16 protein-coding genes are annotated in these 21,823 nt (G+C 51.6%); 11 read left to right on the forward strand and 5 right to left on the reverse strand.

Annotated features, from left to right (window positions below; all coding sequences use genetic code 11):
• Genes HQ41_RS05525 through HQ41_RS05535 form a run of 3 tightly spaced genes read left to right on the forward strand, consistent with a single transcriptional unit; the run spans position 1 to position 2,753 of the window.
• A complete protein-coding gene (locus tag HQ41_RS05525) occupies positions 1-1,002 on the forward strand; it encodes an acyltransferase (RefSeq protein WP_081964770.1) in 1,002 nt (333 codons plus the stop codon).
• Positions 1,002-1,601, forward strand: coding sequence for an aminodeoxychorismate/anthranilate synthase component II (locus HQ41_RS05530; protein ID WP_044189019.1), 600 nt, complete (start codon positions 1,002-1,004; stop codon positions 1,599-1,601). Before HQ41_RS05525 ends, HQ41_RS05530 begins: the two co-directional genes overlap by 1 nt.
• A 3-nt stretch (positions 1,602-1,604) precedes the next feature.
• On the forward strand, positions 1,605-2,753 hold the full coding sequence (locus tag HQ41_RS05535; protein WP_044189025.1) for a DNA polymerase III subunit delta: 1,149 nt from the start codon (positions 1,605-1,607) through the stop codon (positions 2,751-2,753).
• A 47-nt stretch (positions 2,754-2,800) separates the two neighbouring features.
• On the opposite strand, the gene HQ41_RS05540 is transcribed toward HQ41_RS05535, so the two are convergent.
• The 3 genes from HQ41_RS05540 to tsaB all read right to left on the reverse strand — a co-directional run bounded on the left by HQ41_RS05540 (position 2,801) and on the right by tsaB (position 6,112).
• On the reverse strand, positions 2,801-3,220 hold the full coding sequence (locus HQ41_RS05540; RefSeq protein WP_235300186.1) for a DUF2023 family protein: 420 nt from the start codon (positions 3,218-3,220) through the stop codon (positions 2,801-2,803).
• Positions 3,221-3,372: 152 nt separating this feature from the next.
• Positions 3,373-5,382 (reverse strand): AAA family ATPase, encoded by a 2,010-nt coding sequence (locus HQ41_RS05545; protein ID WP_044189028.1) that lies wholly within the window; start codon positions 5,380-5,382, stop codon positions 3,373-3,375.
• Between the two features lie 4 nt (positions 5,383-5,386).
• The gene (gene tsaB / locus HQ41_RS05550) at positions 5,387-6,112 is read right to left on the reverse strand and encodes a tRNA (adenosine(37)-N6)-threonylcarbamoyltransferase complex dimerization subunit type 1 TsaB (protein WP_044189030.1); all 726 of its coding nucleotides are present in this window, start codon (positions 6,110-6,112) and stop codon (positions 5,387-5,389) included.
• Positions 6,113-7,156: 1,044 nt separating this feature from the next.
• Here tsaB and HQ41_RS05555 point away from each other — a divergent pair.
• The 7 genes from HQ41_RS05555 to HQ41_RS05585 all read left to right on the forward strand — a co-directional run bounded on the left by HQ41_RS05555 (position 7,157) and on the right by HQ41_RS05585 (position 14,312).
• Positions 7,157-8,680, forward strand: a complete 1,524-nt coding sequence (locus HQ41_RS05555) for a polysaccharide deacetylase family protein (protein WP_044189031.1) — start codon at positions 7,157-7,159, stop codon at positions 8,678-8,680.
• Between the two features lie 94 nt (positions 8,681-8,774).
• Positions 8,775-9,410, forward strand: a complete 636-nt coding sequence (gene pyrE / locus HQ41_RS05560; RefSeq protein WP_044189032.1) for an orotate phosphoribosyltransferase — start codon at positions 8,775-8,777, stop codon at positions 9,408-9,410.
• Between the two features lie 12 nt (positions 9,411-9,422).
• Complete coding sequence (locus tag HQ41_RS05565; protein WP_044189035.1) at positions 9,423-9,848, forward strand: SRPBCC family protein; 426 nt, start codon at positions 9,423-9,425, stop codon at positions 9,846-9,848.
• 26 nt (positions 9,849-9,874) lie between these two features.
• On the forward strand, positions 9,875-10,315 hold the full coding sequence (locus tag HQ41_RS05570) for a hypothetical protein (RefSeq protein WP_052405303.1): 441 nt from the start codon (positions 9,875-9,877) through the stop codon (positions 10,313-10,315).
• A gap of 26 nt (positions 10,316-10,341) precedes the next feature.
• A complete protein-coding gene (locus tag HQ41_RS05575) occupies positions 10,342-11,094 on the forward strand; it encodes an exodeoxyribonuclease III (RefSeq protein WP_044189181.1) in 753 nt (250 codons plus the stop codon).
• 340 nt (positions 11,095-11,434) lie between these two features.
• Positions 11,435-13,291 (forward strand): 2-oxoacid:acceptor oxidoreductase subunit alpha, encoded by a 1,857-nt coding sequence (locus tag HQ41_RS05580; RefSeq protein WP_044189038.1) that lies wholly within the window; start codon positions 11,435-11,437, stop codon positions 13,289-13,291.
• A 4-nt stretch (positions 13,292-13,295) separates the two neighbouring features.
• Entirely contained in the window at positions 13,296-14,312 is a 1,017-nt protein-coding gene (locus HQ41_RS05585) for a 2-oxoacid:ferredoxin oxidoreductase subunit beta (protein WP_044189049.1), read from the forward strand.
• A 68-nt stretch (positions 14,313-14,380) separates the two neighbouring features.
• On the opposite strand, the gene HQ41_RS09340 is transcribed toward HQ41_RS05585, so the two are convergent.
• Together HQ41_RS09340 and HQ41_RS09730 are read right to left on the reverse strand one after the other, a co-directional pair.
• On the reverse strand, positions 14,381-18,907 hold the full coding sequence (locus HQ41_RS09340; RefSeq protein WP_052405304.1) for a M60 family metallopeptidase: 4,527 nt from the start codon (positions 18,905-18,907) through the stop codon (positions 14,381-14,383).
• Between the two features lie 15 nt (positions 18,908-18,922).
• On the reverse strand, positions 18,923-19,087 hold the full coding sequence (locus HQ41_RS09730; protein ID WP_161780584.1) for a hypothetical protein: 165 nt from the start codon (positions 19,085-19,087) through the stop codon (positions 18,923-18,925).
• Positions 19,088-19,992: 905 nt separating this feature from the next.
• Between HQ41_RS09730 and sppA the strand changes: the two genes are divergently transcribed.
• Positions 19,993-21,804 carry a signal peptide peptidase SppA gene (gene sppA, locus HQ41_RS05595; RefSeq protein ID WP_052405305.1) on the forward strand — a complete coding sequence of 604 codons (1,812 nt, stop codon included), beginning with the start codon at positions 19,993-19,995 and terminating at the stop codon, positions 21,802-21,804.
• Positions 21,805-21,823 lie beyond the last annotated feature (19 nt).

Here is a 21,823-nt window from a genome sequence, read left to right on the forward strand (position 1 = left end):
ATGCATCAGCAAACATTCTCCAGAGGCGTTAGCGATTCGCTTCGAGGAGTGATGCAGGTAGGCATTATGCTCTCTCATCTTTCCTACACCTCTGCCGAGCCTGCCCTCCTTTTTACTCTAGCCAATAAGTTCGGGACGAGTATCATCGCCCTATACTTTTTCATATCGGGCTATGGTCTGATGCAGTCGGTGCGAGCAGGTCGTGGCGTTGGCCATCTAGGCAAACGCCTCTGGGGGATATTTAAGCCGATGCTCTTCATCACCCTGATGTTTGGGGTCTACCAAATATTCTATGGTAGTGGGTATAGCGCCCAATGGCTATCTCAGCTCGTTTGGCAAGGAAGGACACCTCTGCCCAACTCTTGGTTTGTTTTCGTCTTGATGTGGCTCTACATCAGTTTTTGGCTTGCCTTCCGCTATCTGCAGAGGCGCCGTACCCCCGCTCTTATCATCTTACTTCTGCTCTCTGTCGTAGGTGTGATATGGTGCCAAGTACAGGGACACGAGCGCGCTTGGTGGGCAACGACACTCGCTTTCTTCTCAGGGAGCTTGTATGCCGAATACGAGTCCAAGATCTATCGCTACGCCAAACGTTGGTGGGCTCTGGCTCTAGCTTTGCTCTTCGTCGCCTCGCTTGTGGTTGCCGATATCGAATATCTTCTCCCGCTTGCCTATCTAGTTATCCCAGTCGTTGCGATCGTTTTGATGAACCGTCTAGGATACGCTGCGTGGATAGACCGAGAGGGGGGTAAAAGCGGAGAGCCAAAGACTTCCATTGGAGCTCAAATCGATCAAGGCATCAGACAACTAATGGCCTATTTGGCGCGTATCTCTTATGAGTTGTACCTTGTGCATGGCGTGCTGATTATAGTCTTTCGGGGCGATCTCATCTATATCTGTAGCGACTATACCTATGCCTTGGCCGTTGTCGTGGGGTCGATACTTGTGGCTGACCTACTACACGGATTGTTTCACCTCAAGCTTCGCCCTAGACAAGCCTAATGCTACGAATACTCGTCATCGACTGTCACGATTCGTTTGTCTACAACCTAGTTCAGCTCCTACGAGAGCAGACATTGGCTGAGTTTGATATTTGCTCGGTAGATGCTGTACCGCTCGACAAGTTGCACCTGTATGATGCCCTACTGCTATCTCCCGGCCCCGGCACTCCGGACGAGTTGCCTCTTCTGATGCAGGCCATCGCTCAATGTGAGCGCACGCACGCCATGCTCGGGATCTGCCTTGGTCATCAGGCGCTCACGCTACACTTCTCTGGCTCACTTAGGCAGATTGTACACCCAAGACATGGACATCTGAGCCAACTAAAGCACATGGGTGATCCGATCTTCCATGGGCTGGAGCAAGGCACTGCAGTCGGCAGGTACCATAGCTGGGTTACCTCGGAGCAAGCTCTTCCTGAGGTTCTCGAAATAATCGCAACATGTACCGAGGAGCGGACGGAGATTATGGCCATTAGACACAAGGATCTACCGATCTATGGCTTACAGTTCCACCCAGAGAGTATGATAACGGAGGAGGGCTGGCGTTACATTCACAATTTCCTTACTATTGCTCAGGCTCATCAGATCAAAGATTGTTAGCGTATGTACTTCAGAGATACTATCGGTCAGTCCACGGCCAAAGACGAATTGCGTCGGAGCTTCCTCTCAGGTGTCGTGCCACATGCACGGCTCTTCGTAGGCGAAGACGGGAGTGGAGCTCTAGCTCTAGCTTATGCCTACGCACGCTACATCAACTGCTCCACACCCGATGCCGAGGACGCCTGCGGTGTGTGTCCCTCGTGCCAGAAGTTTGACCAATACGCTGGGCAGGATCTACATTTCCTCTTCCCGATTGTCAATGTTGGTTCTCGTAATCTCTGTGATGATGAGCTACCACGCTGGCGTGAGTTCCTCGCTTCATCGCCTTACACGACCTATGCGGACTGGCTCCGTCTAGAGGATGCCGAGAGCAAACGACTGGGCATATTTACCCGAGAGGGCGAAGTGCTCCAAGATAAGCTCTCCTATCAGGTTACAGACGCACGCTACCGTATTTTGCTCATTTGGCTGCCAGAGAGAATGCACGAGGCGCTTGCCAATAAGTTGCTCAAGCTAACAGAGGAACCTCCCGAGCATACGATTATTCTTATGGTCACGATGAACGAACGTGAAGTGCTCGGGACACTACGTAGCCGTATGCAGACGCTGCATCTAAGGCCGCTAAGCGAAGCCGAGATAGCTATGGGGTTGGCGAAGGTGGCGAACCCTCCCGCTGGGGCGGATAGCTCACTCTCTGCACACCTCGCCTCGGGTAACTACCGCAAAGCTCTCGATCACTACCTCGGCAGAGCTGACTCTACCGATAAGCTCACGACGCTCTATGGGCGTATCCTGCGTGCCACGGTCAATGCACGTCCGCTCGAGATCAAAGCTCTAGCTGACGAACTGGCGGGGCTAAGCCGAGAGGAGCAAATGGAGCTACTGACCTATGTAGGGCAGATGTTTAGGGAGAGCTACCTGCATGGTCTACAAATGCCAGAGATTAACTACATCAATCCGACCGAGCAGCGGATCGTCGATTACCTACGTACCTGCATCAATGGCCGAAATATCCGCTCTCTACACGACGAACTAGATTTGGCGATGCGCCATATCGCCCAAAACGTCAATAGCCGTATGGTCTTCTACGATATGATTCTAAGGCTAACGGCAGCCCTCGCCCCCCATTATAGACAAATCGGTCTAAGGTAACTGCTACCTTAGACCGATTTGCTTTTCTACTGCTTAACGAAAGCCTACTAAGCGATCGTTCCCTCCTGACCGATGAGCTGCATGCGCTTCTGATACCGTGCACACTGACCACACAAGTCATACCCGAGTAGAGAGCCGAGTATGAAGTCCTGCTCTGCATTCAGTTCGTGCAGATACTTGTCTTGCAGGAAATAGCTAATCATATCCACACATTCCTTGCGTCCAAAAAAGAGATTAATCTTGGTTTGCTTCGGCGTGGGCTGAGTAAAATAAGCTATGCCACGTCCCTCGAGCTTGCGCTGTATCAGAGCCAGCTCCTCTAGCTCTAGTGTACAGAGTACCATGCAGCGGATACCTTTTTCGTACTCATAGATATGGTGTATGGCGATGCGCTGCATCGTCGTTTCGCTAGATGGCAAACTAACTGGGTACTCGGTCATCCCTCTAGTTAAATAGTCAGTCGTCATATCAATGCTCCTTTGGCGATGAATTAAATTGCTAGGAACAAAGGTATGGGATAAGCCGATACCGAACTATACCTATTAATAGTGAATTATGTGTGTTTTCGGCTAGGATACTACCCCCAAAGTAAGTGATATAGCAGTGCTGGCGCAACCCTCTAGCTCTTGCGCTCGATGCGCTTGATCTCTTGGCGGCACGCCTCTGCCTCATCTTCTTGCTCTAGCCTATCGTACGCCTCTGCCATAAGCTCCAGCACTGGGATGTATCTAGGTTGTAGGCTATGGGCCCTCTGTAGTGGTTGTAGTGCCTCCTCGTGTAGACCATAGCCTAGTAGTAGCTCTCCTTGGGCCAATAGTACCTGTATATCTACGGGAGCTAGAGCCACGGCTTCGGCTAGAGCAGAGAGCGCTCCCTTGCGATCTCGCTTCTCGTGTAGAGCTCTCGCTCGACCGACCAAGGCTGCCACGTTGAGCTCATCGAAGCGAAGCGCCTTGTCGTAGCAGCGCAGTGCTGCCTCGGGGTCGTGTGCCTCGAGTAGACACTCGTCGCCCATCGTTTTGTGCTCCTGAGACAGGGCTCTCAGGAGCTGTTTCTTCTCCTCCAGCTCTACCCTTAGTTCTTGCAGCTGCCTTTTCTGTTGCGCCACGACTTGCAGCTTCTGAGCCATCAGACGCAGGTAGGCAGGGTTGTCTAGCTCGTTTTTCGCCGCGATGGCATGCCTCAGATGCTCTATTGCGGCAGTGTACTGCCCTCTACTCCATGTCCTACACGCCTCTATATAGCCTTGTAGCGCCTTGGCTCGCTCGAGTGACGAGGCTATTGCCTCGGGGTTGTTGGCTTGCATATAGAAGCGTTGCACTTCGTGGCGTACGATGATGTCCCGCATATTCATCGGCGTGCGTAGCACCATGCCCTCTAGGCTTCGGCAGCGGCTCAGGGCGACATAGGCTTGTCCGCCTGCGAAGATACGCTCGCCGAAGTCAATGATCACACGGTCGAAAGTTAGCCCTTGGCTCTTGTGTATGGTGATTGCCCAAGCCAAGCGTAGGGGGAACTGGATAAATTGACCGAGCGTCTCGGTACGAATGCGCCGCTCCTCTTCGTCGTAGGTGTAGCGTTTGTGCTCCCAGATGTATGGGTCTACGGTGTGTACCTGACCATTCTCAAGGCGAATGTAGATCTTACGCTCCTCGGCATCTATTGAGTCAATTATCCCGATCGTGCCATTGGCCCAGCGTTTCTCTCGGTCGTTAGCCAGAAACATGACTTGCGCTCCCTCCTTGAGTGTTAGCTCTCGCTCCGTGGGTAGTGTGCTGTCGGGGAAGTCGCCATCGACCACACCCTCGAAGGTAAAGGCAGATGTGAGGAGCTGCTCCAGCCTCTTCTCGTTGATGTAGGTTACTTGGCTACGCCTAGTGCCGAGCGTAACGACCAGCTCGCCCTCGGGTGCTACATAATCGGCATTGACTCGGGCGTTGATGTCCCAGATATCCGGGTGGGTTACCACGCCACTGCGCACACGATCTAGGATCCCCACGAAGTGTGCGTCTGCTTGACGGTAGACTTTTTGCAGCTCTATGGTCACTAGCTCGTGAGCTCGGAATACCTGAGCCCCGAAGAAGAAGTGCGACTTGTAGTACCTGTCGAGGATACTCTTTTCGTCCGCTTTGACCACGGGCTCTAGCTGGAAGAGGTCGCCCACAAAAAGCATCTGTACCCCACCGAAAGCCGTACTGCTACGTCCCGTATAGACCCGCAGGAGCTTATCAATGGCGTCAATGATGTCGGCACGCACCATCGAGATCTCGTCGATGATGATTAGGTCTAGGCTGCGAAGCAGAGCTTTGTGCTCCTTGGTGTAGCGAAAGGCTTCGTAGACCTGATTTTTGGCGGTACTCAGGTCTGGGTCGTCTGGGAGTAGAGGGCGCAAGGGGAGCTTAAAAAAGGAGTGAATGGTCTGTCCTCCTACGTTGAGTGCTGCAATGCCCGTTGAGGCAAGTATCACATGTCGCTTGTGCGTATGTCGAGCGATGTAGCGTAGGAGCGTGGACTTACCCGTGCCAGCCTTACCCGTGAGGAAAAGGCTTTGGTTGGTTTTCTCCAGCAGATCTAGTAGAGCTGCCTGCTCTACATTGCTACTATCCAGCAGTACTTCCTCAGCGCTCATGAGGTTAGCGACCTAGAACCTTGTTTTGTGCCACGACGGCTACATACTCCTTGAGGTAATTGGGCGTCCAGTAGGCTAGATCAACGAATGCGCCTCGCTCGTATGCTCCTAGGGCGAGCTGATGCATATAGCGAGCCTCGGGGGCGAAGCTCTCGACCACTACATAGTCTATGCCCTCCCAGAGACCACTGCATTTGCCAGCTCCCGAACCGAAGAAATGATAGCGGTACGAACGCATCTCATCGTCCAGAAGAGTATCGGCCGAGAGTACACAAGGCTTGTCCTCGCTTAGGCGATTGCCCTTGCTGTCGAATGTGGCTGTGTAGACTTCCATACGCCTAGCATCGATCATTGGGCATAGACGCAGTGTATCTGTTGGGTTAGATATGCTGGCCAGATAGCCCTGAGCCATCATCTCTAGAGTGGAGATCGCAATCAGTGGTATGCCATAGCCTTGGCATAGTCCCTTGGCTAGCGAAGAGCCTATGCGTAGCCCCGTATAGCTCCCCGGCCCGGCACTCACAACGATAGCATCGGGGCTAAGGCCTCGGCTCTCTAGCTCTGCGATGAGCTGCTCGGCAATCGGGCCAGCTACTGCGGCGTGTTCACCTCGGCGACCCTGCTCTGTGTGGCAGGCGATTAGCTCCTCGCCATGAGCTATGGCTAAGCTACATACGGGCGTAGCGGTATCTATCATTAGGAGAACGGGAGCCTCCTGTTTCTGTATCATATCTGTCCGTTTATAATTCATTTACACCTCAGCGGTGCCCCATAATGTGCAAGCAATAGAGCAAATTGCGCATCATGACACACCGCCTGACTACAAAAGTAAAGCGGTGTGCCATAATAAACAAACGAACTTTGGGCGAAAAACCAAAATCTGACTGATGTAAGTCCTACACCTCCCAATACTTTGCTGTCTAGTTGGGATAATTCAGGAGTTTACACTCTGTAACGATTGAGGGCTTGTTTGAGTGTCAATCCGCCCCTCTCGGGTAGGAGGTGGCACACCTCGTATTTGCCCTCTAGGAGGCTCTCTGTTGCGTCCGACCTCATTTGGGCACTTAGTCCCAGCCTAGACAAAATACTCGCCTAAAACGGGTGTTTGTAATGTACTTATATAAAGGTATTTATGCTGTATTCTCGGCTTTGTCTGTGTAATTGTATCACATTTTGAAGAATTTCTTCCCATCAATCTACTAAAATTGGTTGACACATCTTAAGGGATTAGTCCACCAATCGGAGGAAGTCTTCCCATCAATTTTTCTAGATAGTCCCGCCGTCCTTTATAAATCTTATGCTTGTTTCTCGAAATTCTTTACAAACCTATTAGCACTCCTTAACAAGAAAGTAGACGAATGAGTACACAAGACGATCGTTTTTTGGCCGCTGGAGAGGAGATGAAGTGCCACCCAACTATCAGGATCTAGTTATCATGACCAAGCAGGAGACGTAAGGCTTATTCCTAAGGGCAAGGATTTAGAGAGGGGCTGTGTCAAAATTTATTTTTGGCTCATCCCCTTTTAGATGCGTGAAAATGTACAAAATGCAAGGATTGTGTCGTAAGACGAGAGTAAGAGTAGCGGTTGCTCTAGCTATACCAAGCTAAGCAATCGTGCCCTAGAAGGCTTTAAGTCTGACGGGAGTATGCCAAGCGTATGGCCGAGGCTGAATGTAGTGAATAGCATCGCAGTAGCTTGGGGGGAGTTACCGTGGGCTAGGGTAGAGGAATGTGCTTATTTTGATTACTTTTGCATACGAAAAAACTAAGTTTATGAAAAGATATAACACATTACTATTCGGGGTATTGGCACTCTCCCTTATGGCTAGTTGCGGATCTAGGCAGTCGGGCGATTCGTCAGCCTCTGCCGATAGCTTAGCCTCTGCCGATGTGGTAGAAGTGACGGATCTGGCGACCTTGACGGAGGATCTCACGCTCGATGATACGGACGAGGATGTGCAGGTCTTCACGATGAAAATAGGCAATGACCCAGAGAGAAGCCACTTGACTGTGTCGTTCCCTTTTACCAAATATGAGTTCATCAACGAGCGAGAACGCAACCTCTCCCAGCAGTTCATTGATGAGTTTAGAGCAGAGGTGGCACAGCTCTCTCAGGAGTCTACGGCTACTCTGGATTATAATCAGCACTTCGAGGTCAAGTACCGAGGCGATAGCTTTATCGTTTTCCTCTACACACGTAGCACCTCTCGGGGCAATAACTACGACGACTCCTCTTATGCCTCTATCTTCGACCTAGAGCATAGGCGTGTTGTATCAATAGCTGATTTGTTTGTAGACGAAGATGCCTTCGAGGGCTTTGCCTCGGAGATGAGGGCTGCCGCAAGTGAGGCTGTTAGGCTGCGCTTGATGCAGAGCAAAGACTTCGGTAGCGAGCATGAGCGACAGACCGTTTGGGTGGAGATGCAGTCTGGTATTGAGGAGGGCACTCTGGCTGTTGATGCGAATTACGATGCTCTCTTCTTTGACCATGAAGGCAACTGGTATGTGACTTTTGATAAGTATCAGATTGTTAGTGGCTCGATGGGCACCTTTACCGTACCTGTGCCTAGCTGGGTCGTACGCAGGTATGTACACCCAGATATCCTCAGACGTCTAGGGCGATCACTTGAGCCAGACGCGCCGCAAGAGATTGCTGATCTCGAGAAGCCGGAAGAGGCCGCTCGTCCTTTGACGGACGATGACTCGAGTGCACCACGAGTGGCACTGACCTTCGACGATGGGCCATCGGTCTACACCCCACGCCTACTAGATATCCTCAAGCAGGAGGGCGTCAAGGCGACTTTCTTCGTTCTCGGCAAGTCGGCCGCCGTACAGAAGCAGACGATGAAGCGTATGGTAGAGGAGGGGCACAACATAGGCAACCACTCGTATGACCATAAGAATTTCGCCAAGATATCGGTCGAGGAGGCACGCCGCCAGATTGGGCGTACGGACGAGATCGTCGGTGAGGTGGCAGGACAGCGACCTAGTTACTTCCGCTTCCCTTATGGGGCCTATACTCAAGATAAGCTCACGCTAGTCAATCGCCCCATTATGGGTTGGAGCGTGGATCCTCTGGATTGGAAGTACAAAGACGCCGACCGAGTGGCTCTGGAGATGTCTAAGGCAGGCCCCAACGCCATCGTACTGGCGCACGATATTCATAAGACGACGATAGAGGCGATCCCACAGGTAATTCGCAATCTCAAAGCCAAGGGCTACCGCATTGTCACCCTAGACGAGCTGTTCGCAGGTAGAACCCTCAAAAACAATCAGGTCTACAGCAGTGGTAAGTAGGCCGATTGCTCTGCGATAGGGATAACTATAAACGGTTTCTTATCTTTGTGTGAGCAAATCATCTGCATTAATAAATATCCAAAATATCGAAATAATGGAACAGGTAAAGCAACTCATAGCACAGAAGCTGATCGAGGTTGAGGCAGTTAGGTTACAGCCAGACAAACCATTCACATGGGCTAGTGGCTGGAAGTCCCCCATCTACTGTGACAACCGCAAGACGCTCAGCTACCCTCAGCTCAGGTCGCTCATCAAACTAGAGCTCGCTCGAGTGATCGCCGAGCAATTCCCCGAGGCAGAGGCTATCGCAGGGGTGGCTACGGGGGCTATTGCACAGGGTGCTTTGGTTGCAGATGTACTCTCGCTCCCATTCTCCTACATACGTTCCGCTCCCAAGGATCATGGTATGGAGAATCTGATCGAGGGGGACCTCAAACCCGGTAGTCGGGTCGTGATCGTAGAGGATCTGATCTCTACTGGGGGCAGTAGCCTCAAGGCCGTAGAGGCTGTGCGCAAGCATGGCGCTCAGGTGCTGGGCATGGTGGCTATCTATACGCATGGCTTCCCCGATGCGGTACGCAACTTCGAGGCGGCAGATGTGCGCCTCATCACCCTAAGCGACTACGACGCCGTGCTCGCAGAGGCAGTACGTACCAATTATATTAGCAAGGACGATGAGCAGGTACTCGCCCAGTGGCGCAAGAGCCCATCTACTTGGACAGGAAAATAACCGACAGAACTTATGGCAGACTACGTTAGCAATATCAAAAGCATCGCCGCCAGTAGGCATCGTGTCTATGCGACTCTGAGCGACTTGACTGGGCTATCTCGCATAGGCGAGGCTCTCAAGCAGCACCCCGAGGCGAGCAAAATACAGATCGAGGCAATAGACCAAGACACTTGTGCCTTCGTGATCTCGGGAGCTGGTAGACTCACACTCAAGGTTGTGGAGCGAGAGCCAGATAAGACTATCAAGCTCGAGGCCGAGCAGTCACCCGTCCCCATTACCCTTTGGGTACAGCTCCTAGAGGCTGCCCCAGAGGATACTCGGCTTAGGCTGACTCTAAGGACGGAGCTGAACTTCTTGATGAAAAAAATGATCGGCGGGAAGCTACAAGACGGGGTAGAGAGAATGGCCGATATGATGGCTGCCGTTCCCTATCGCTAGTGATGCTTGTGCCGAGCAAAAGACTGATGCAAAGGGTGCTGTATGGGCTGATGCTCCTCGGCATCCTTTGTGCTTGTGGCGATAGGCTAGCGCCTACTACGCCAAGTCTACCAGTGTGGCTAGAGCTCCCCTTGCAGAGCCATACAAGTCTGCTCTCTCCGGGGGTTATGGAGCGCATCACGCAGGCCAGACTGGCTCATGATCGCCTAGGTTTCGCTGGGGTATTGGTGGTTCGCTCACTCACGGAGGAGGCATTCTTTGCCTACGATTTGGCTTGTCCCTACGAGATGTCGCCGAGCGTCCAGCTTGTGCAGGACGACTTGCAGGTGCGCTGCCCCGAGTGTGGGAGCCAGTATGATGTGCTCTCGGGGAGCGGTGCGCCTATATCGGGACCTTCACGCAGCCCTCTTCGACCTTATAGAACTCAGTATATAAGTAGTACCCGAGTGGTTCGGGTTATGAACTAACACTAATGAATATTGAACGTAAAGCAATGAAATTTATATCGTGGAATGTCAATGGCCTTAGGGCTTGCTTCGACAAAGGCTTCCCAAAAATTATGCAGGAGCTCGATGCCGACTTCTTCTGCCTGCAAGAAACCAAAATGCAGCAGGGGCAGCTCGATGCCGAGATCGAGGGATATAGGAGCTACTGGAGCTATGCCGAGAAAAAAGGTTATTCTGGTACGGCCATCTATAGCAAACATGAGCCTCTATCGGTCGCCTATGGCTTGGGTGTCGAGGAGCATGACCAAGAGGGACGTGTCATTACTCTAGAGATGCCAGACTTCTACCTCGTTACGGTCTATACACCCAATTCGCAGGATGAGCTACGTCGCCTAGACTATCGTATGACTTGGGACGATGCTTTTCGCCAGCATATTACGAATTTAGATCGGCACAAGCCCGTTGTCCTCTGTGGCGATCTCAACGTGGCACACAAGGAGATCGACCTAAAGAACCCCAAGACCAATAGGCGCAATGCAGGCTTTACCGACGAGGAGCGTGAGAAGTTTCAGACGCTTCTAGATGCTGGTTTTGTCGATACATTCCGCCATTTCTACCCCGATCTAGAGGGGGCCTATTCGTGGTGGTCCTACCGCTTCAAGGCTAGAGAGAAGAACGCAGGCTGGCGTATCGACTACTTCCTTGTTTCCGACCGGCTCAAGTCGAGCTTGTCTTCCGCCAAGATCCACGCAGACGTCTTTGGCTCCGACCATTGCCCTGTAGAGGTGGTGCTGGGTTAATGTATCATGCTGCTATGATAGGTTGTGCTCGAGTCTTAAGCCCGAGCACAACCTATTTATATATGTAGGTAAGTTGTCCTCCTCCCTTCGCTATATTATGAGTCTTCATCAGCTTCAATCGGCCCAATGATCCTTATATCTGCGACCCCTCTCTGTGGATATTGAGATGGATATTTATTAACCCCTTGAGAGAGTGATCTGATTTATGAATTTTGTTGTGAAAATATTTGTCTAGGTATATGTAAATACATAGCTTTGCATCGTAGTTATGTAAAGTACATTGCTCTGCAGGCTCAATAGCTATGTAGGCACTTAAACGACAAGTTCAAATTAAGAAGTTATGGACGGACAAGTGACAGTCAAAACTTTGAAAGACGTTGTCATTCGATTCTCTGGTGACTCTGGAGACGGAATGCAGCTCACAGGGACGATCTTCTCAGATCTCTCGGCCATGTTAGGCAACACCATCTCTACCTTCCCAGACTTTCCTGCCGAAATTCGTGCTCCCCAAGGGACACTTAGCGGTGTATCTGGCTATCAGGTGCACATCGGTTCAGAGAGCGTGCGTGCTCCCGGGGATAGTGCGGATGTGCTGGTGGCGATGAATCCCGCAGCACTCAAGGTAAACAAGAAGCACCTCAAGCGTGAGTCTGTCATCATCATCGACAATGACTCCTTTGGTGCAGGCGACCTAAAGAAAGCTGAATTCTCTACCGACGATCCATTCACCGAGCTAGGGTTGACCACACAGCAAGTCATCGCTGCCCCCATTACTTCGATGGTCAAGGACGGCCTCAAGGAGTTTGGTCTTGACAACAAGAGCGCCGTACGATGCAAGAATATGTTTGCGCTAGGGCTTATCTGCTGGCTCTTCGATCGTCCTCTCGAGCATGCAGAGGAGTTTCTCGACCGCAAGTTTGGCAAGAAACCCGATCTACGCAACGCCAACATCAAAGCACTACACGACGGCTTCAACTTCGGAGCCAACACACACGCCTCCACCACCGTCTATCGAGTGGAAAATCAGCAACCCAAGCCCGGGCGCTACCTAGATATTAATGGTAATAAGGCTACGGCCTACGGTCTGATTGCGGCAGCCGAACGTGCAGGCCTAGAGCTATTCCTCGGGAGCTATCCCATTACTCCTGCTACAGATATCCTACATGAGCTAGCCAAACACAAGGCACTTGGTGTCAAGACAGTGCAGGCCGAGGACGAAATTGCAGGCATCTGTACAGCTATCGGGGCTTCGTTTGCAGGTGATCTAGCGGTAACGACAACTTCGGGTCCGGGTCTAGCCCTCAAGGGTGAAGCCATGGGGCTATCCGTTATCGCCGAGATTCCGCTAGTCATCGTCGATGTGCAGCGTGCAGGACCCTCAACGGGGATGCCTACCAAGAGCGAACAGACGGACCTCATGCAGGCGCTCTACGGGCGCAACGGTGAGAGCCCTATGCCGGTTATTGCGGCCACTACTCCTAGCGATTGCTTCTACTCTGCCTATTGGGCAGCTAAGATTGCACTAGAGCACATGACGCCCGTTATTCTATTGACGGACTCGTTCATCGCCAATGGTTCGTCTGCGTGGCGCATCCCTCAGATGCACGACCTACCAGAGATCAAGCAACACACAGTAGATCTTCGCCCCGAAACAGACAAAAGATGGCGCCCGTATGAGCGTAACTCCGAGACTCAGGTGCGCTATTGGGCCAAACCCGGTATGGAGGGCTACGAACATCGTCTTGGTGGGCTAGAGAAAGATTACCGTACTAGTGCGATCAGCACAGATGCCGATAACCACGAATTGATGGTTCGCACCCGTGCAGAGAAAGTCGCCAAGATCGCCGATAAGATACCACAGCTGGAGGTAGAGGGAGACCTTGATGCCGAGCTACTCATCGTTGGGTGGGGTGGTACCTACGGGCATCTCTACGAAACAATGCAGGAGATGAGAGCAGTAGGCCACAAGATAGCACTGGCTCACTTCGCTTTTATCAACCCTCTGCCCAGCAATGCCGAGGAAGTGCTACGACGCTACAAGCGTGTGGTCATAGCGGAGCAGAATACGGGGCAATTTGCTAGCTATTTGAGAGGTTTGCTACCCGGTTTCTGCCCATTGCAGTACAATCGCATTACTGGTCAGCCCTTCACAGTGGCTGAGCTGACCGAGGCATTCACCAAAATCATAGAGCAATAAAACCATGGATACGAATATGTGTAAGCTAGAAGCAAAAGATTTCAAGAGCGATCAGTACGTACGCTGGTGTCCCGGTTGCGGTGACCACGCAGTGTTGGCGGTACTACACAAGGCGATGGCTGAGGTCGGTATTCCTACTCATAGGACAGCGGTTATCTCGGGTATTGGCTGTTCGTCCCGCTTGCCTTACTATATGAATACGTATGGCTTCCATACGATCCATGGCCGTGCAGCGGCTATTGCCACGGGCGTCAAGACTGCCAATCCCGACCTAAGCGTTTGGGTTGTCTCGGGTGATGGTGACAGCTTGGCTATCGGTGGTAATCACTTTATTCATGCGATCCGTCGTAATGTCAATCTGAATATCATTCTTTTCAACAACCGCATCTACGGCTTGACGAAGGGACAGTACTCACCTACGAGCGACAGAGGCTTTATCTCCAAGAGCTCTCCCTATGGTACGGTTGAGGACCCTTTCATTCCAGCCGAGCTTTGCTTGGGAGCACGAGGGAAGTTCTTTGCCAGAGCTATTGATGTTGATATGAAAAATCTACAGTACTGTATGCAGGAGAGTGCTAAGCACGAAGGTGCATCAGTGGTGGAGGTGCTGGTCAATTGTGTGATCTTCAACGATGGTATTCATCGCTCCTATGCCATGAAGGACGTACGAGATGACCGTACGATCATGCTCCAGCATGGCGAGAAGATGATCTTTGGTAAAGATAGGAACAAGGGACTCGTGCTCGACGGGCTTAAGCTAAAGGCCGTTACAATAGGCGAAGATGGCTACACGATCGACGATGTACTTGTACACGATGCGTACGAACCAGATGTGACGATGCACAATATGCTGGCGATGATGGGTGGTGAGCTACCTATTGCTCTTGGTGTGATCCGTGATGTGCAGGATATCTCTTACGAAAAAGCCGTGCATCAGCAGATTGCCGATGTACAAGCCAAGAAGTCTCAACGCACACTCGAGGAGCTTCTACTGACCGATTCTTATTGGGAGGTTAAGTAGCTCAATAGAATATAAGCCAAGCGGGGCAGCACCGATGACATTCGGTACTGCCCCGCTTGCGTTTAAGTCTAGCTAACGCTTAGGCGGGTGCGTTTGCCTGTCGCATCAACAGCGATGATACGATGACTGGCTGTCCAAGTCATGCTTGCGGGGAGCGTCCACGAAGTCTTGTCGCCGTACTCGATGTGTAGGATCTCTCCGTCGGCATCCGCCACCTCGTATGCTACGACACGAGAGAAGCCCTGTGTGGAGATCTGACGATTGTTGCGGATAATCGTGCCGACCGTCATGGGCTGAGGATTGCGGTACAGATCTAGATTGTTCTCCGTGATATACTCTAGGGCTACGTTGAGCTTAGGCTTACGGAGCGCCTTGATCTGCTCTCGCACCTCTTGGCCTCTCTGCTCTGTCACAGTGAGCCTACCCTTGCCATAATCATCAATCTCCATATCGATAGGAGTGAGGAAGCCCCACTTGTCGAAGAAGTCCGTCAGGTCATAGCCCGCTACCTTGGAGGCGATGAGGGCAAACTCACTCTGCTCGTAGCCCGGTGCTCTCTTGGTAGCATCGTTTGTCGCATGGACACGGAGGTACTCGTAGAGGTCTGGATAGAAGCCTCCCTTGTCGGAGGTCTGTATGGCGGGTGTCTTGCCTAACACGTTGCCGAAGTAGAGCTCTAGCTGTACGAATGGTACTAGCTTGCCGAAGACATTGGTCGTCTTGGAGGCATGGCTATCACTGGGCACAACCTTATTGGGTTCTTGGTCACTTAGGGATTTGATATTGCGCCGTAATAGTCCATTCCAAGCCTCGTGGTAGCGGTTCTCATTCATCATACGTGTCTGTTTCTTGAAGATATTGTACATCACGTAGAAGGAGAAGATATTGACCGTACACTCGGTCATACCTTTCCACTTGAGGCCTTGCGTCTGATTGGTGTGTCCAATCTCGTGGTAGGGGCCCCAAGCACTCTCCATTTTCTGTGCGCTTGCTAGCGTCTCCATCGTAGTGTGGACGTAGGCTGTATGGTGATGCGTTGCATACATAAAGGCATGATACATCACATGCATATAAGATCTATTCTTACGTACTCGGTCGTATTTGTAGAGCCCTAGATGCTCCATCTCAGCCACGACGATCTTATCTGCCACGTCTGCGAGTGCCTTACCATCTGGGGTCAGACCACGGAACACTCTAGTCTCATAGGTCATATGTGCATGAGCTCCGATGATGTCGAAGTAGCGGTCTGTAGCTCTGCTGAGTAGCTCTAGCCAACGCCCACGGTGGCTCTCCCTCTGGCTGTCGAAGTAGCCATTGACTGTACCCGTGGCGAAGTGGATAGTGATGGGCTTGGCTGTGCTAAGTGCCTGCATTGTGCTGGTCAGATAATTGACGTAGATCAGCCCCTTCTCTCTAACCTTGATTGCATTGAAGCCTTCCTTGAGCGGATACATAGCTCCACCGAAGCCGTCGCTATTGGGCTTATCCAAGTTCTGAATCCTAAGTTGTAGACCAGAGTGCCCATGCGTATCCCCGACGAAAACGACTAGCACTTCGTCCTTCTTCACTGCTATACCCGTGGGGTTGTCATGTACAGAATGTGGGTAAGTCTTGAGCTCGTTGGCTTGTATCCAAGGGTCTGGGTAGGCCTCGAAGTCGTCGATGCGGAACTCTCTAGGATACTTCCTGTCGTACATCCGCAGGGCGATATCCTTGAGGAATGGGTCGGAGTGCTGGAGGATCTGCTCTCGTGAGAGGTTGGGGCGCAGCACAGTACAAGCCTTGTCGGAGAATAGATCTGCCATTAGCTGCTCATACGCTCTAGGATTATAGCCCGAGCGGTAGAACTCTATCTCTGAGGCCGAAGCATAGCCACCCACACCCGACAGGACCTTGATGCGGATAGCTCCAGCGGTAACTACCTGTTTGAGTGCAAGCTCTTGCATAGCTTTCGTCCCGTTGAAGGTGTGCCTCTGCAGCGAAGTGTAGTTCTGCCCATCGTTTGAGTACAAGATCTCTACCTCTTGGAAGTTGCCATTGTCATTACCTCCCTGACGAGGATAGTAAGTAATCGAGCCGACTTGCTCGGTCTGCTCAAAGATGAAATCTAGCTCAATTGGCAAATCATTTCGTCCCCAGCGAGAGTGATAGATGGTGGCATCTGTAGTTCCATTGGTGTTGCCGTCTATTGCGTTGGATATCTTGCTGTGCGCATGCTCAGAAGAGGCTTTGGCTCGGGCAACCTTGATCTTGTTCTGCTGCTTGATGGCCGACTGCTTGCGATCGAATCCGTCATTATACACCCCACTTGCTTGTGCCTCGGAGGTGCTACTCCAGCCTCGCTCTGGTACGATGTTCACTCCTGATACCTCTCGCCAGAAGGGGAGGTTCTTGGGGTTGTTGAGCTGGGTGTAGCCAGCCCAAGTTGAGGCGTATGGGGAGCGTCCGGCTACATAGTTTCTAGAGCCGAGCGACTTGCGCCCACCGTTCTCGCTACGCTCAAAGTGCCAAGCACCCACCTTGGTGATCATCTGTGCGGTAGAGAAGTTGTAGCCTCTAGAGCGTACTAGTGAGTAAGGCAAGTCGCTATCGGCATCGAGGTCTTGGATATGATCTTCCAACTCGAGGCCTTGGTTGAGGCTCGTTGAGCGAAGCTGATTGAAGGACGAAGCTACTGCTCGTCCTTGTAGGACGGGGACGGCCGCATCTACTACCTCGGGCGAGCGATTGTCTGAGTTGTATCTAACCAAAACAAGACCATCGGTGGGTGCTAGGTCTAGGACGGCTGGCCATCTATTGCCACCCTCGTGTGTGATACCATTGTCGGCTGCTACGAAGGCTTGGGTATATCCTCTGCTGAAGGCGGAGTCGATCTGTCCGCCAGCTCTTGGATTGGTGGCTTGTGCATCTTCTAGATCCTGCACGGCTTGTTTGAGAGACCTATACTTAGGGTCGCTGGTGCTATTCCCTGTAAATAGGTCTGCAGGGAGGGTGCCTTGCTGTACGGCACGGTCAAAAGCATCGATGCTACTCTTGGGGCTCTTGCGTGTTTTGGCGTAACCCGGGCCTGCGATGAGTACTGTCTTCCCCGGCTCTAGGATTGTCGATCGGCTACCTAAGAAACGATGAAACCACGCCCCCTCGTACTCGCCCATGCGAGGGTAGTTTTGACCTACACTGCCTCCAAATGGCACTTTGTTGGGTGCATCTCCCGAGATGATCGATAAGGGTAGTAGTAGAGCTGTGTTAGGGTTGTTCTGTCCTCTAGGGGTATTGGCTACATAGAAGGTATAGCCCTCCGAGTAGCTGTTGATAGCCCTAGCTAGCGCATACTCGGCTAGGTCTATGGGGCTAGTGGTGGGGTTGTAGATCTCGACGATAGAGTAGTTGTTGCGGTTCTGTGGCTGGCTGGGGTTCTCCTCTCGAGCATAGTCGTAGAAGACCTCTGAGATGATCAGACCGCTCGTCAAGATATTGCTTAGCTTGTAGGTGCTCCCGATTTTCAGAGGGCGATGCCTCTGCTTGTCGTAGGTAACGACATGCTGGGCGACATTGATTTCGCCTGCTTGTGGGGTCTCCAGCGCCTCTACCTCTAGCTCTATCTTGGTGCTTAGGTTGGGCTGCTCTACATTGGTAGGCATACCCCAAGTGTAGATCGTGCGCTCTGGCGACCAGCCAGCTCCTGCGGGTAAGACGAGGCGATGGTTCGTAGAGGCTCCTGCTGGGGCAAGGGTGAACCTCCGCTCCACGATATCGGTATTGGTGACATCTGCACGCCACTGAGGGAGCTGATTGGGCGAATCGAGGGCGTCGTCCTCGATAGCCATGGGATCGAATACCCCTGTATCTCGCCAAGCATTGGTCGATATCTTGAGCCCTATAGCCTTGTAGTCTTGAGCCATATCGCTATTGAACTGCAATCTAAGGATCGTCCCGTGGGGGCGGAAGCGAGCCGCCGCTGGGATCAAGGCTGTCTGGCTGTTGGCAGGTAGCTCTAGCCTTGTCCAAGCTAAGATATAGGGGGCATCAAGGCTACCGTTTGCTGGCAGAGAAGTCGGCTCCGAGCCAGCCTCTCCCATTCGTAGCTGTCCGTTACTGAGGTCGAAGCTCTTACCTCCGATGATTGCGGTTATGTACCACTGACCTGCACGGTCTATTTTTTTATCCGAGGGGAGGCGCACTTTCTCTAGCTTGAGCCGATTGCCACTGCGTCCTTTCCAAGTGATGTCGGCATAGATCGTCGCCGAGCGGTCGCCCTTTTTCCTGATGATGCAGTGGGCCGTTTCTTCAGCTCGAACGTCTGACTTTTTCAGAGTCGTTGTAGCTTCGTCTTCTTCGTATTTATTGGCTCTCAGATCCTCCCCCTCAAGGTCAATGTCGAGTGAGAGCATCAGTGCATCTACCTCCTGCTTGGCATTGGTAGTCACAGAGATTAATACGGGCTCCGTAGAGGCGGTTGCTGCTGCCTCATTGTCGCTGAGTATGGCCTCACGATCCTCGGCAGTACAGCCCCATATCGAGAGCAGGAGGACGAGCAGTGTCGCACATCTCAAGGGGTTGATTCTCATTGTATTCTTTGCGATTTTTGTATTCATTCGGGGTCTGTAGTTTTATAGTTCGCCCTCTTCGTCCCAATCATCAACTAGGAGATCCTCGTCTATGATTGTGGCGAGATACGATATTTGAGTTAATAGACTGATCCCTTGCCCTGAGAGCTGGATGTGATAAGTCTCTGGAGCGGCATAGCTATGCCTAGCCCCTTCTTGGTATGTCATATTATATGTAAGAGATGATAGAATTTGGACGAAGGTATAGCTGTGGGTGATGCAGCGCCTCGCTTCTTAATTTTTTATTTCGGACTGCAAAGATACGAAAACTAATTAGATTTATCGCACTATTTTAGACGTACTCTGGCGAGATGTCGAGGATTACATAATTTATATTTTGGATCAGTTTTCTGAGTATTGTTGGGGCGTTTACTTCCCGAGGCGGAGAAAAGGGGTAGATTGCGTATTTGCCCCCTAGCGGGCGCTACACGGCGTCCGACCTCGCTGGCAGACCTTTACCCTAGTGCGATGAAAATAACTGCCTAAAACGCCCTCTATACAAATGTCTGTTTCCCAGTAATATAAATTGCGGACTTAGGCGATTTTATAGATTTTCGGCTTATTGCTTGGCATTTCTTCCCATCAATCTTGACAGATTGTAGGATAGATCTGGGCAGATTAGTCCACCAATTCTAAAAAATGTTCCCATTGAAATGATTGATTGCTGTATGACAATCGCCGAATTGATAGCTAGTGTTGTTGTTATTTTTTTACAGAATGTTTATACGAATGGGGGTGCCAGTGAGAGCTATCCGTAGTCGCCTCACCCTTGTCCTTGTTTCATAGATGCCCTTTGGGTAAATAATGTCAGTAGAGAGCCTCTAGTGTTTTAATAGTCTGTTTGATAGGCGGTTATTTTTGTTTTTCTTGGGTAGCCAGTGGCTGCCCTCATGTATGGTGCAAGCAGACTCTTCCTTAGGTGGTATATAGCCGGAGCTCCATGAGTCTAGTGAATGGCCTGCTTCATGTATGGTCAAGTGCGTTTAGCGAGCTTGTTTCTCTTACCCCAATGTGCTATATTTGTAGCCCATATACATTATAGCAGAATAAGAATCAGTATTATACCAGTTCGTATGAAAAGTTTCCTTAAAATGTTTTTGGCCTCTTTGCTTGGGATCGTAGCAGGCTCGGGGTGTTTGATTTTCATACTGTTTACCTTCATCGCAGGAGCTATAGCCAGCTTGGCATCTTTCGGCAGTAGCGATGTAGAGCCAGTGGCAATCAAAGCTAATACAGTACTCAAGATCAATCTGTCGCAGATCTCCGAGATTGTCGAGAGCAATCCGCTAGACAACCTGCTTAGTTCAAGCAAGGAGGATATGCCCGTTTCGCTGACCGAAGCAGTGCGTGCGATCAAGAAGGCCAAGAATAACCCCAATATCTCTGGCATTTACCTCAATGTAGAGCATATACAGGCTGGTATGGCTTCTGTCGATGAGCTCCGTAGAGCGCTGCAAGACTTCCGTGCTTCGGGTAAGGTTATCGTAGCCTACGCAGACGACTTCAGTCAGAAAGCATACTATTTGGCTTCTGTTGCCGATCAGATTACGCTCAACCCCGAGGGTTCGGTAAGCATTATGGGTATCGCTTCAAGCACTTTGATGATGCGCAGCGCTCTCTCCAAGCTCGGTATCAAGACCGAGGTCTTCAAGGTGGGTACATACAAGTCTGCCGTAGAGCCCTTCATTCTCGACCACATGAGCGAGGCCAACAAGGAGCAGGTACAGACCTACATCGATGGCCTCTGGCACAACATTACCTCTACCATAGCAGAGGCCCGAGGCATCGAGCCCGACTCTATACGCCTGATAGCAGAGCGTGGTGAAGCGTTTGCACCAGCTCAACTCTTCGTTGAGCGCAAACTGGTCGATACCCTGCTGTACAGACGTGACATCAAGGGGCTTATGGCAGAGCGCTTGCAGCTAGGTAAGCCCGAGGAAGTCAATATGGTTACTCTGTCGGAGATGGTTAATCAGCCCGAGGTTGGTGCCCCTATCTCTGGCGATGCGATCTCTGTGATCGTCGCAGAGGGGGAGATCATGCCAGAGAAAGCATCTCTATACGGTGGTGTAACTAGCATCACATACGACCTAGTCGATAAGCTACAAGAGGTAGCTAAGCGAGAGGACGTCAAGGCAGTAGTGCTGCGCATCAATTCTCCCGGGGGAAGTGCATTCCTATCGGAGCAGATATGGAGAGAGGTTAAGGCTCTGCAAGAGCTAAAGCCTGTGGTTGTATCCATGGGTGATGTGGCAGCCTCTGGTGGTTACTACATAGCCTCGGCAGCCGACCGCATCGTAGCCGAGGCGAATACGCTCACTGGGTCCATCGGTATCTTTGGCCTAGTGCAGAACGCCAGTGAGCTGGCTAGTCGCCTAGGGGTCAATTTGGATATTGTCAAGACGAGTAAGTTTGCCAATCTACAGAGCGGTGGTCTAGCAGGGCTACCCATCAACCCCATGACAGATGAGGAGCGTGCCCTCATACAGCGTATGGTAGAGCGAGGCTATCGGACGTTCCTGAGTCGAGTGGCCGAGGGTCGCAACATGACCTTGGAGCAGGTCGATCAGGTTGCTCAGGGGCGTGTGTGGCTAGGTAGTAAGGCTCTAGAGCTAGGTCTGGTAGATGAGTTGGGCGGCCTATCTACCGCCGTGGAGGCTGCTGCCAAACTAGCGAACCTCTCTGAATATAGACTGGACTACGGCCAAACCTCTCGCAATATCCTCTCGGAGCTCCTAGAGAGTCAGAGCAGCAGCGACTTCGTGGCTAGACTCAAGTATAGTTTCATGAGCCCTCGTGAGCGTGAGCTCCTGCTCCTGCTTGAGCGACAGACCGCAAGCCTAGGCGTGCAAGCTCGTCTGCCCTACGAGATCTCGGTCTACTAAACCTAGAGCGTGTGCATCA

It is taken from the genome of Porphyromonas sp. COT-290 OH860 (genome assembly GCF_000768935.1).
In the GTDB taxonomy this organism is placed as follows: Bacteria; Bacteroidota; Bacteroidia; order Bacteroidales; family Porphyromonadaceae; genus Porphyromonas.